Consider the following 12,276-nt stretch of genomic DNA (forward strand, 5'->3'; position numbering starts at 1 on the left):
ACCCACTTTATGAAATTGTTAAAAACATCTATCGCTTTCGCTATCTCTTCTGCACTTTTGATTGGTTGCAGCAGTGACACAGATTACGTTCAACCTGAAGAAGTAAAGATCGCGACTTATAACTTGTCTTTTGATCGTGCCACCTTCGAAGACCTCGTAACGGAAATGCAGATTGAACCAAGCGCTCAAACAAAATTAGTGAGCGACTATTTGGATAACACGATTGATGCCGCTGACAAAGAAACAGCAGCGAAAGTTATTCAGATCCGTAACGTCGCTGCCGTGATTCAAAAGAATCGTCCTGATGTTCTTATGATGGCTGAGTTTAACAACGACGGAACAGGTACTGACAAATCAGCACTCGAAGGCTTCCAGAAAAACTACCTTTCTGTTGCTCAAAGTATCGAAGGAGCAGGCGGTGACGCGAACCTAGAACCAATCTCATACCCGTATTTTGAGAGCTACTCGACCAATACAGGTTTGCTGAACGAATTTGGTTTTGATTTAGACAATGACGGTAACTTTGGAACACTTCCCGGTGACGCTTGGGGCTTCGGTTTCTACCATGGCCAGTACGCGTTCGCTTTGATGTCTAAATACGAAATCGACACGGCCAACACTCGTACATTCCAAGAATTTAAATGGAAAGATCTTGAAGGTGCTACCATCCCAACAATCACAGTGTGTGATGATCCTAGTAAGTTCCCTGCAGGCATGGACTGTGGTGACGAGTGGTACACAGCGGCTGAATGGGAAGAAGTTCGTTTATCTTCAAAGAACCACGTTGATGCACCAATCCTAATCCCTACCAAAGATGGTACAGAAACCGTTCACTTATTGATGTCACACCCCACTCCACCCGCTTTCGATGTAGGTAAGAACATTGAACAAAACGCAGCAGAAGTAGACTTCTGGCACCAGTACATCCAAAACAAGTCATTCATCTATGACGATTCAGGAAAAACTGGTGGCTTAGAGCAAGGTAAACACTTTGTAATGATGGGCGATCAAAACCTAGACCCAGTAGATGGCGATGGTATTAGTGCTGTAATGCAGGACTTGCACAATGATGCATTAGTTAACCAAGATGTCACCAATGGCAGCTTGTATCCAACAAGTTATGGTGCCGCTGAACATGCGGTAGATAAATCATCGTCTCACCCACAGCCAAACCGTATCACTTCGACATTTGGACTTGCTGTAGATTACGCACTTCCGTCCGCTTCATTAAACATTGTTGAATCTGGTGTTTATTGGTCTGCTTCATATGAAGAAGGACGCAAGCTATTCAATGACTCACGAATTGGTGATTATGGTAACGGAAAAGACGTATCATCTGATCACCGAATGATCTGGGTAAAGGCTGATTTCAGTCACTAACCCATTCAATTGAGACCTACGAAGCCCTCTTGTTTCGATGAGGGCTTTTTAATAAGCGTAACCGATAGCCCTTAACTCTATACTCTCGAGTTTGAATTGTGGATGCTAAGAACCATAGTTATTGGATTTCAGAACTCTTTCTTCAGTCTGAATTTATACTTACATTACTTGAACTTATCGAGTTTAAAGCGAAGGAATTGAAAATGAGCAAACTGACTATTATTGCAACGATCGTCTCTAAAGAAGACAAAACAGAGCTTGTAAAAGCTGAGATGATTAAATTGATCGATAAAACCCGTGTTGAAGACGGCTGTTTTAACTACGATCTGCACCAAGACAACAGTAACCCTGCTCACTTCGTTTTTCATGAGAACTGGGAGTCTGAAGCTCATCTAGAGAAACACTTAGCGAGCCAACTCATCGCTGACTACATGGCTGCGACTGAAGGTTGTATTGAAACCTTTGTGCTTAATAAAATGACGCACATTGCTTAACCAGTCACTCAGTACTGATTCAATAAAAACCCTGCTCTGATCGCAGGGTTTTGTTTTTCTTACGTGTTAGGTTTTTTAGAGCTCATTAAATTCCTTTCTCTCCGCGCTATTTATACTCCTTAAACAAGCAGAAACGAGACTCTCCACTGCCCAAATATTCCTAAACCAATATCAAGCAACCTCACGAAAGATCATTCACATTCATTTAAATACTGTTCGCGCGCTTTGACCATAAAATGAGCGCCAAATGACAAGAATAACCGTCGACAGGAATGTAGATGAATACCAAACAACTTGAGGACGCGGTCAATGAAGTGACCTTGTTCAATCAACACCTGCACTTAATCCAATCCGTCCATACCATTCCTACACCAAAAGTGAATTGGGAGTCGATTGCAATGGAACCGGCACCTGTAATGCCAACGGTTCGCTTCGACCATAAAGTCAAAGCCATGGAAGCGCTCGACGAGTACAAACCCAAATGGCTAGATATGCTGCTAGGCAACAAGTCGAAGTTGTACACCCTCACCAATAATATCGAGCGTGCCGCCGAACAAGACATCGAGCAATACAAGACAGAGTTTGTACATTGGGTTCAAAGCTACAGCTATTGGGCCAAGGGCAACCAATTATCGAAAGGTATATTAAACAACGATAGTGAAGCAAAGCTTTCTGCCCTTTCCAAAGCTCAGCAGAACTCGATTAACGCCGCGGTAGTCGACACTAAGCTGATTAACCATAACTTCAATACCTATAAAAATGGTCACCTGCTAGAAATCAATATTCAGGTTAATAAGCACAACGTGATCCCTAAAGAAAAAAAGGTATTGAGCCAAGGCGAAGTGAAGCTTGAAACGATGTCTCTTTCTGAAAGTAATGCCTTATATCGAGAGTATGTCTGCAGCTGTATTCTTAATAATATGATTCATAATCAGTTTGCTATTAACATCGAGTTTAAGAAGAATGACAGTTATGACCTATTGTATGTATCGACTAAACAAGTCGGTTTTACGTCTTCGGGCTCTTACTCTGTCACTCAACACGACATCTCACTGGATGAGAACCAACACCAACAAATCATCCCGAGTCGCGAGTTGTCGTTTTACGAAAAGGTGATGATAAGTGAAGGGTCTACCCTATCTTCTGACGCCATGCCTTACATTCCATTGAATAGAGAAGAGTTTTTACTCATTACTCGCTATGGGATGATTCATTTTTGTAAGAAGGTAGTCTGCTCTGAGCTGTCAACGTATTCAAATGACATTCCTGACGTTGATATGAACTAAACCCACTCGCTATTTTTAACCCTAATTATATTTTAATACCAGTTTGTGTTTTAGCGCTTACTTATGGGAAGTAAGTAGGCGTTAAACATAAGTAATCTATAAATGTAAGTAAGCTTCAAAGCTAAGATTCTCACCTCTTTACTCCGATAAACACCCACTTCGTTACAAGTTCCCTTCCAAAGTACAAAAAACACTCGCGATTTATAAAACAACACCCCATATGCAACTAGAACAATCAAAGGTGATCCAAGTTATATTCTAACGAGCTACAAAGTTTGTTTATTAACATCTAAACAACAGTAGTTAATCACGATTTATAACCACAATTAACATCGAAAAAAATGTTTGTCTTAGATCATATCAACCTCAACTATGCCTCGTGCCACAGTGCAGTTTTCTGTACATTCATTGTCATATTCTGAAACACTTTCTTATATTTTTTAAACTTTGTGGAGATTTCTATGTTAGAGCTCTTGATCGGATTAGTGATTACTATCGCTGTTGGTTACTTTATTGTGAAAGGCTATAAAGCAGCGGGTGTATTATTAACTGCTGGCCTTGCCCTACTTCTTATTACTGGCCTTATTGGTCACACAGTTTTACCAGCTAAGGTAGCTTCAACAGGTAACATGGTTACCGACTCACTAGAATTCGTTAAGTACATGCTTCAATACCGCGGGGGCGGCCTAGGCATGCAAATCATGCTGTTATGTGGTTTCGCTTCATACATGACTCACATCGGCGCGAACAACGTGGTAGTAAAGCAATTTTCTAAACCACTTGCAGCTATCAAGTCTCCCTATGTACTTCTTGTTGCGGCTTACATCGTGGCGTGTCTAATGTCTTTAGCAGTAAGTTCTGCAACAGGCCTTGGTGTGCTGTTGATGGCAACCCTATTCCCAATGATGACGGCAATGGGTATTTCTCGCCCAGCGGCAGTTGCAGTTTGTGCATCACCTGCAGCCATCATTCTTTCGCCAACCTCTGGTGATGTGGTTATCGCGGCAGAAAAATCAGGCATGTCTCTTGATGTGTTTGCTGTGCAAACGGTACTGCCTGTTTCTATCTGTGCGATCATCGTGATGGCGGGTGCGGCTTTCTTCTGGAACAAATACCTAGATAAGAAAGAAAACACACCAATGGAAAAAGTAGACGTTTCTGAAATCGAAACAACGGCGCCGGCTTTCTACGCTGCACTTCCATTCCTACCTATCATCGGCGTTTTCCTATTCAACGGTCGTACGATTCCAGGGCTGTCACTTGATATCTACACTATTGTGGTCGGTTCTATCTTCGTGGGCGCAGTTATCGATTACGTTGTTAAGAAGTTTGACGGCGAGAAAACACTAGAAGATCTAGACTCTTGCTACCAAGGCATGGCTGACGCGTTCAAAGGTGTGGTAATGCTGTTGGTTGCGGCGGGCGTATTTGCTCAAGGTCTAATGTCTATCGGTGCAATTGATAACCTAATCGGTCTTGCTGAATCTGCAGGCGCAGGCGGCATTGCATTGATGCTTATCCTCACGGGTCTAACGGTGGCTGCTGCTATCGCGACAGGTTCTGGTAACGCGCCATTCTATGCATTCGTAGAACTAGCTCCATCATTAGCGGCGAAAATGGGCTTGAACCCAGCGTTCCTAATCATCCCAATGCTTCAAGCATCGAACCTAGGCCGTACTATTTCACCTGTATCTGGTGTAATTGTTGCGACATCTGGTATGGGTAAAATCAGCCCATTTGAAGTCGTAAAACGTACTTCTGTACCCGTAATTTGTGGTCTTATTACGGTTATCTTCGGTACGCTTGTATTGGTTCCAATGGCGGCGTAAGCCTTAAGTTTCTAATCTCAAAGAACGAGAACAAACTAACACCAATACTGATATAAAATGCGTAAACAAAAAGGCGCTGAACTTAATAAGTTCAGCGCCTTTTTTAATATCACTTTCTCAACGTCGTTAAAACTATCGAGATATGTATAAACAGTCAGGCTTGAAATAGTGTTATCTCAAAGGAACAAGCCCTACTTCATTTCACCATAGCGTTCTAGATACAGAACCGTTGCAGCGGTGCGAGAAGGCACTTGCAGTTTTTTCAGCAAGCTTTTCATATGTACCTTAACTGTCGATTCAGAAATAAACAGGTGATCAGCGATCTGCTTGTTACGGTAACCTTTCGCGACTTCTTGAAGGATTTGCATTTCGCGTTCAGTCAGTTGTTCGAAGATATCATTGCGGCTACCAGCGTCATTTAAGTAACGAGCAACCACACTGCTGTAAGCCTTGTCACCGCTGTGTGCTTGCTTTAGCAGTTCAATTAACTCATCGGGTTCTGTGTCTTTCAACAAGTAGCCATCAGCGCCCGCTTTTACAATCGCTTCAATGTCTGCAGGGCTGTCAGAAACCGTTAGAATAACGATGTTAGCGCTTGAGCCATCAGTACGAAGTGCTTTCAGCGTATCAAGTCCAGACATGCCTTTCATATTAAGATCCAAAAGGATCAAGTCAGGTTCTTCTTCATGGGCAAGAGCGACTGCTTCAGTACCGTTACTTGCTTCTGCAATCACTTCGAATTCATCTTCAAAGCTCAGTAATTGGCTTATACCTCTGCGCATCAATGGATGATCATCAACCAGCATTACTTTACAAATCGTCAACTTTAACTTCCTTCAAACTTTTATATTTCAATATGACTGTACAGCCTTCACCTTGAGCCGCTTCAATCGTTAAGTCGCCATTCAGTCTTGCCGCACGCTCCTGCATAATGCTCATCCCGTAGTGGTTCATCTTAGAACTACTTGAGTCAAAGCCATCTCCATTATCTTTAATCACGACTAATACTTCACCGTCCTCATCGATACAGCATACATCTATCAAGTCGGCATTGGCGTGTTTTATTGCGTTAATTGTTGCTTCACGAATCAATTGAAGCAAGTGAACCTGACTATGTGCATCAAGTTCTATGGATGAAAGATTGTTGGTTAGGTTAATCTTTGCATCTGTTCTTTCACTGAGCTCTTCAAGCATGGTGCTCAAAGCGTCTCCAAAGTTACCCTCTTTTATCGTCAACCTAAAGGTTGTGAGCAACTCTCGTAATTGAGTATAGGCATCAGCTAAACCGTTGCCGATTTCAGACGCTATTTGTTCAGATTGCTCTCGATGCTGTTGCTCTGGCAATTTGCCAATCACGCGCTTCAATAAGGTCACTTGAATTTTCAGATACGAAAGTGACTGAGCAAGTGAATCATGCAGCTCACGTGCAATCGTTGCACGCTCTTCCATTATAATAAGCTGCTCTGCTTTTTTCTGCGCTCGATTATAATAGATCGCTCGTGATAACAGTTGGATAAAGCTCTCAATCAGCGTCTTGGTTGAATGACCATGATGATATGAACAATATAAATAGCCCAAGATGAGCTCGTTATCATCCAACTTCATTTCAAATTTTTCATAATCCAAGTTCGAATCATACCCTTCGTCCATAATCAATGAACGACCCGAATTATCTGCTATCTCAAGCCTTAACGACTCTATCCCTTCTAAACTGACTAGGTGCTGCAGAATCGCTCGGAAGTTTTCAGGTGCAATCCGCGTAACCGTGAGCTCTTGTGAGGAGTGGTAAAGCGCCTGCAAAGATTGGTTGGCGTTTTGCAACTCGACTGTCTTAGCATCCACAACAGACTCAAGGTTTCGATAGAGCACGCCCAAATCTTTGGCCATCGAGTTAAACGTCTTAGTCAGAATTCCAAGTTCATTATTGTTGGTGACTTTTAATTCCACCTCAAAGTCACTGTTTTTGATCCGCTGACTGGCTCCAACGAGCGCATGGAGTGGCTTAACAACTTGTTTACGTACAAAGTGAACAACAAAAAGAGATATGACCAGAATTCCACCAAGGCCGATACCACCAGCCCACGCTAACTTTATTAACTTGTCTTCAGAGAACTCTTGGAGCTTATAAACGAAGCCATCGATTTCAGCCACGAAGTTTTCAACCAACACGAGATAGTGGTCGCGCTCTTCGCTATTCAAGACCTGTTTCAGTTCATGCCAACGGCCGATAATTAAATAGTAATCTTCTGTGATGTCTGTCGGAACATTCCAACTGACCAAATTGGTCATCGATGGCGAGTAAAGAGAACTTTCGAATTCACGAATATGGGATTCGTAATCGACGGATTCTATTTGAATATCATGGGCTAAACGGTAGCTTTGCATTCGCATTGAACCGGCCACGTTAACCGCTTCCGCATCATTCAAACTTGAAGCTAAAGTAAAGATGGCAAAGCCAGTCGTAGCAACCGACAACAGCAGTATAGAGAGCAAAGATTTTGCTATCGTACTTGTTACAGATGAAACCGGTTTTATAAGCAAAAGTGCCTTCCTATTGATAAATGACTCGCCAGCGATATCGTATTGTCACACATCAAAAATCATAGCTCCATTCAATATGTGATCACTCGCTCCGTAATTTATTGATCTAAGACAATACATACCCCCAATTAGCCCTTAGGGGGTATTTATACAATTGTTTCTAAAACTACACTACTTGTGAGGACTCATTACAAGATATTAATAGAATAATGACCTAAAATTACAACATCTTAGTAACATCTATAGGTATCTAGTGGTAGATCTATCAAAACGCCGTCTTTTTTCAAGACGAAAAGTTGACTCAAGCCAGATTCGTTTGCCTTGGATTAACAATCTAGAAAGCTTTACGGATGACTGTACTTGCTGCGGTAAATGCATCGAAAGTTGTGAGACTAAGATAATCATTGTAGGCGATGGTGGCTTTCCCACTGTCGATTTCTCTATTGATGAGTGTACGTTCTGCTATCAATGTGCAGATGTATGTCCCGAACCCATTTTTAAGCCAAAGCAAGGAGAGCCTTGGCAAGCAAAAGCACATATCTCTGATAAGTGTTTAGCGCAGCAAAATGTTGAATGCCGAAGCTGTGGTGACATGTGTGAACCTATGGCCATTCAATTTCAACTTAGAGCAGGCAGTGTTGCTCTACCAAAAATCAAGTTAGATGAGTGTAGCGGTTGTGGCGCCTGCGTAGCAGTTTGCCCTACTTCAGCTATTCTTGTGAGTAATGCATAAAACAAAAATAACGAGAGCAATTTATGGCACTAAATGAAGTGCATATATCAAGTTTAGTCGTGCATGTGAGCCCAGAACATCTAGACGAGATCAAAGCACAAATCGAGCAGTTCGATAATGCAGAGATTTACGGCAGTAGCCCTGAAGGCAAAATCATAGTGGTCCTAGAAACAGAAAACCAAGGTTTTGTAACGGATACCATCGAAGAAATTAATAATATTACGAACGTTTTAGGGACAGCTTTGGTTTATCACCAAATCGAAACTGGACTGGACGAAACGGATTTAGAAACTGGAAGCAACAATTCTCAACTTGAGGGTGAAGTATGAAAATGACAAGACGTGCGTTTGTGAAAGCAAACGCAGCTGCATCAGCGGCAGCCGTTGCAGGTGTAACACTACCGGCAACAGCAACCAACCTGATTGCTAGCTCTGATCAAACAAAAATCACGTGGGATAAAGCGCCTTGTCGTTTTTGTGGTACGGGCTGTTCGGTACTAGTAGGTACTCAAAACGGCAAAGTGGTTGCGACTCAAGGTGACCCAGAAGCACCGGTAAACAAAGGCCTTAACTGTATCAAAGGCTACTTCCTTTCAAAAATCATGTACGGCAAAGACCGTCTAGAACAACCTCTTCTTCGTATGAAAGATGGCGAGTTCCATAAAGATGGTGATTTCGCACCCGTATCTTGGGACAAAGCGTTCGACGTGATGGCTGAGAAATGGAAAGCATCTCTTAAGAAGAACGGTCCAACAGGCGTTGGTATGTTCGGTTCTGGTCAGTGGACAGTAATGGAAGGTTACGCAGCCGTTAAGATGATGAAAGCGGGTTTCCGTTCAAACAACATCGATCCAAACGCTCGTCACTGTATGGCTTCTGCGGTAGGTGCATTCATGCGTACCTTCGGTATCGATGAGCCAATGGGTTGTTACGATGACTTTGAACACGCAGACGCATTCGTACTATGGGGGTCAAACATGGCAGAAATGCACCCAGTACTATGGACTCGTATTACAGACCGTCGTCTAAGCCACCCACACGTTAAAGTAAACGTACTGTCTACTTACTACCACCGTTCTTTCGAGCTTGCAGACACAGGTTACATCTTCGAACCTCAATCAGATCTAGCAATTGCTAACTTCATTGCTAACTACATCATCCAAAACGATGCAGTTAACTGGGACTTCGTGAACAAACACACAAACTTCAAGCAAGCAACGACAGACATCGGTTACGGCCTGCGTGACGATGATCCACTACAGAAAGCAGCAGCAAACCCTAACTCAGGTGAAATGACTGCGATCTCTTTCGAAGACTACAAAGCGTCTGTTGCTGAATACACAGTTGAGAAAGCGTCTGAAATGTCAGGTGTATCTCAAGAAGACCTTATCAAGCTGGCTAAGCAATACGCCGATCCAAACATCAAAGTAATGTCACTTTGGACTATGGGTATGAACCAACATACTCGTGGTGTATGGATGAACAGCCTTGTGTACAACATCCACCTGCTAACAGGTAAGATTTCTACTCCAGGTAACAGCCCATTCTCACTAACTGGCCAACCATCTGCGTGTGGTACAGCTCGTGAAGTTGGTACGTTCTCTCACCGTCTACCGGCAGATATGGTGGTTGCTAACCCTAAACACCGTAAGATTGCAGAAGACATCTGGAAACTTCCAGAAGGCACTCTAAATGGCAAGCCAGGTGCTCACGCCGTTGTTCAAGACCGTATGCTTAAAGACGGTAAGATCAACGCTTACTGGGTAATGTGTAACAACAACATGCAAGCGGGTCCAAACATCAACACTGAACGTCTGCCAGGTTACCGTAACCCAGATAACTTCATTGTTGTTTCAGACCCATACCCTACCGCTACTGCACAAGCAGCAGACCTTATCCTTCCAACAGCAATGTGGATCGAAAAAGAAGGTGCTTACGGTAACGCAGAGCGTCGTACACAAGCATGGTACCAACAAGTGAAAACCGTAGGTGAAGCTAAGTCTGACCTATGGCAAATCATGGAGTTCTCTAAGCGCTTCACTATTGAAGAAGTTTGGGGTGAAGAACTGGTTGCGAAAATGCCTGAGTACCGTGGCAAAACCATGTACGACGTGCTTTACAAAAACGGCAACGTTGATGCATTCCCACTGTCTGAAGCTCAAGAGCTTAACGACGATGCACAAGCTCAAGGTTTCTACGTTCAAAAAGGTCTATTCGAAGAATACGCAGCCTTTGGTCGCGGCCACGGTCACGATTTAGCACCATACGATCGCTACCACCAAGTTCGTGGTCTACGTTGGCCTGTTGTTGACGGTAAAGAAACACTATGGCGCTTTAAAGAAGGTTCAGATCCATATGCTAAGAAAGGCTCTGATTGGGACTTCTACGGCAAGCCAGATGGTAAAGCACTGATCATCAATGCACCATACGAAGCGCCACCTGAAGTACCAAGCGATGAATATGATATGTGGCTATGCACAGGCCGTGTTCTTGAGCACTGGCACACAGGTACTATGACTCGTCGTGTACCAGAACTTTACAAAGCAGTACCGGATGCACTTTGTTACATCCACCCTGCTGATGCTAAAGCTCGCGGTCTTCGTCGTGGTGATGAAGTTCTTATCGAAAACAAACGTGGCGAAGTACGCGTTCGTGTTGAAACTCGAGGTCGTAACCGTCCACCACAAGGCTTGGTATTCGTACCATTCTTTGATGCAAGAATTCTGATCAACAAGTTGATCTTGGATGCAACGGATCCTCTGTCTAAACAGACGGATTACAAGAAGTGTCCAGTTAAGATCACTAAGGTCGCTTAAGGACAATATGTTCTTACCACTTAGCTCGTAGATCTGACGTTTTTAATATTGCGACTGCTTTTTTCGTTACTTTTTGAAAGAAGTAGTCCACTCAAAGAATTAGCCTTTAGGCGGAGAAATTAACCATGAAAAAACTGATTACTGCCCTACTATCAGCTGGTCTTTTGCTAGCTGGTGCAGTTCAAGCTGAAGCTGAACTGGGTAACCCAGGCGGCATTGGTGGCGTAGAATCTCTACGTGGTGCAAGTGAACTTGAAGCAACTCGCGCAGCAGATGACTTCAAAAAGTTCCCTCGTGACCAAGTACTTGAGAGTGACTACGTATACCAACCACCTCTAGTGCCTCATACTATTCGTAGCTATGAAGTTTCTCTTAACGCTAACAAGTGTCTTTCTTGCCACAGTTGGAAAAACGCAAAAGAAATGGGTGCTACTAAAGTGAGTGTAACTCACTACATGAACCGTGAAGATGCGGTACTTGCAGACGTATCACCTCGTCGTTACTTCTGTCTACAGTGTCACGTACCTCAAGCTAATGCTAAGCCACTAGTTGAGAACGAGTTCAAACCTGTAGATTCACTGCGTTAATCGTAGCCGGACTGTAAGAGAGGCTATATATGATAAAATTACTTAAAGCGTTTTGGAAAAGACTCGCGACACCAAGTAAAGCAGCCGTAGGCGTTGTTTTGTTCTTGGGTTTCTCGGGTGGTCTTTTGTTCTGGGGTGCATTCAACACGGGTATGGAGGCAACCAACACGGAAGAATTCTGTTCTGGCTGTCACGCACCTATCGTTGCTGAAATCCAAGAGACAATTCACTACTCTAACCGTTCTGGTGTTCGTGCTATCTGTTCAGACTGTCACGTACCTCATGAATGGACCGATAAAATTGTTCGTAAGGTTCAAGCATCTAAAGAGCTATACGCACACTTTATTGCGAAAACCATCAATACTGAAGAAAAGTTCAAAGCACGACGTGCTCACCTAGCGGAACGCGAATGGGCTCGATTGAAAAAGAACGATTCACTTGAGTGTCGTAACTGTCACCAGTTCGATTACATGGACTTCTCAGAGCAGAGCCCTCGTAGTGCGAAACAACACTCTACTGCGCTAGCTTCTGGTGAAAAAACGTGTGTAGACTGTCACAAAGGTATTGCACACAAACTACCAGACATGCACGGCGTTGAAGGCTGGCAATAA

General features: G+C 43.3%; 10 protein-coding genes and 2 pseudogenes. 10 read left to right on the forward strand and 2 right to left on the reverse strand.

Translation table 11 applies throughout. The features are described 5' to 3' along the window. Positions 1-9 precede the first annotated feature (9 nt). The 5 genes and pseudogenes from AC3CH3_RS23175 to dcuC all read left to right on the forward strand — a co-directional run bounded on the left by AC3CH3_RS23175 (position 10) and on the right by dcuC (position 4,989). On the forward strand, positions 10-1,380 hold the full coding sequence (locus AC3CH3_RS23175) for an endonuclease/exonuclease/phosphatase family protein (RefSeq protein ID WP_488538560.1): 1,371 nt from the start codon (positions 10-12) through the stop codon (positions 1,378-1,380). Positions 1,381-1,583: 203 nt separating this feature from the next. Further along, positions 1,584-1,874, forward strand: coding sequence for a putative quinol monooxygenase (locus tag AC3CH3_RS23180; protein WP_488538561.1), 291 nt, complete (start codon positions 1,584-1,586; stop codon positions 1,872-1,874). A gap of 278 nt (positions 1,875-2,152) precedes the next feature. Continuing rightward, positions 2,153-2,788: pseudogene (locus AC3CH3_RS23185) on the forward strand (hypothetical protein); the annotation flags it as partial. Then, positions 2,789-3,160 (forward strand): annotated as a pseudogene (locus AC3CH3_RS23190) (hypothetical protein); the annotation flags it as partial. 461 nt (positions 3,161-3,621) lie between these two features. After that, on the forward strand, positions 3,622-4,989 hold the full coding sequence (dcuC, locus tag AC3CH3_RS23195; RefSeq protein WP_009845449.1) for an anaerobic C4-dicarboxylate transporter DcuC: 1,368 nt from the start codon (positions 3,622-3,624) through the stop codon (positions 4,987-4,989). A 191-nt stretch (positions 4,990-5,180) separates the two neighbouring features. Here the strand turns inward: dcuC and AC3CH3_RS23200 are convergent, their stop codons facing one another. Together AC3CH3_RS23200 and narQ are read right to left on the reverse strand one after the other, a co-directional pair. Continuing rightward, entirely contained in the window at positions 5,181-5,813 is a 633-nt protein-coding gene (locus AC3CH3_RS23200; RefSeq protein WP_017062609.1) for a response regulator, read from the reverse strand. Then, a complete protein-coding gene (narQ, locus tag AC3CH3_RS23205; protein ID WP_488538562.1) occupies positions 5,800-7,530 on the reverse strand; it encodes a nitrate/nitrite two-component system sensor histidine kinase NarQ in 1,731 nt (576 codons plus the stop codon). The genes AC3CH3_RS23200 and narQ overlap by 14 nt, the downstream gene beginning before the upstream one ends. A 253-nt stretch (positions 7,531-7,783) precedes the next feature. Between narQ and napF the strand changes: the two genes are divergently transcribed. The 5 genes from napF (at position 7,784) to AC3CH3_RS23230 (ending at position 12,276) form a co-directional block, all read left to right on the forward strand. After that, positions 7,784-8,263, forward strand: coding sequence for a ferredoxin-type protein NapF (gene napF, locus AC3CH3_RS23210; protein WP_019824442.1), 480 nt, complete (start codon positions 7,784-7,786; stop codon positions 8,261-8,263). 23 nt (positions 8,264-8,286) lie between these two features. Further along, entirely contained in the window at positions 8,287-8,592 is a 306-nt protein-coding gene (locus AC3CH3_RS23215; RefSeq protein ID WP_019824440.1) for a chaperone NapD, read from the forward strand. Then, entirely contained in the window at positions 8,589-11,078 is a 2,490-nt protein-coding gene (gene napA / locus AC3CH3_RS23220) for a periplasmic nitrate reductase subunit alpha (RefSeq protein WP_048613540.1), read from the forward strand. The genes AC3CH3_RS23215 and napA overlap by 4 nt, the downstream gene beginning before the upstream one ends. A gap of 125 nt (positions 11,079-11,203) precedes the next feature. Further along, the gene (locus AC3CH3_RS23225; protein ID WP_488538563.1) at positions 11,204-11,665 is read left to right on the forward strand and encodes a nitrate reductase cytochrome c-type subunit; all 462 of its coding nucleotides are present in this window, start codon (positions 11,204-11,206) and stop codon (positions 11,663-11,665) included. Between the two features lie 29 nt (positions 11,666-11,694). Further along, a complete protein-coding gene (locus tag AC3CH3_RS23230) occupies positions 11,695-12,276 on the forward strand; it encodes a NapC/NirT family cytochrome c (RefSeq protein WP_009845456.1) in 582 nt (193 codons plus the stop codon).

The sequence above is a fragment of the Vibrio sp. QJM3NY_35 genome (assembly GCF_057785915.1).

Coding starts and splice junctions, on each gene's coding strand:
- AC3CH3_RS23175 (WP_488538560.1), top strand. CDS start 10: ATGAAATTGTTAAAAACATCTATCGCTTTCGCTATCTCTTCTGCACTT.
- AC3CH3_RS23180 (WP_488538561.1), top strand. CDS start 1,584: ATGAGCAAACTGACTATTATTGCAACGATCGTCTCTAAAGAAGACAAA.
- dcuC (WP_009845449.1), top strand. CDS start 3,622: ATGTTAGAGCTCTTGATCGGATTAGTGATTACTATCGCTGTTGGTTAC.
- AC3CH3_RS23215 (WP_019824440.1), top strand. CDS start 8,287: ATGGCACTAAATGAAGTGCATATATCAAGTTTAGTCGTGCATGTGAGC.
- napA (WP_048613540.1), top strand. CDS start 8,589: ATGAAAATGACAAGACGTGCGTTTGTGAAAGCAAACGCAGCTGCATCA.
- AC3CH3_RS23225 (WP_488538563.1), top strand. CDS start 11,204: ATGAAAAAACTGATTACTGCCCTACTATCAGCTGGTCTTTTGCTAGCT.
- AC3CH3_RS23230 (WP_009845456.1), top strand. CDS start 11,695: ATGATAAAATTACTTAAAGCGTTTTGGAAAAGACTCGCGACACCAAGT.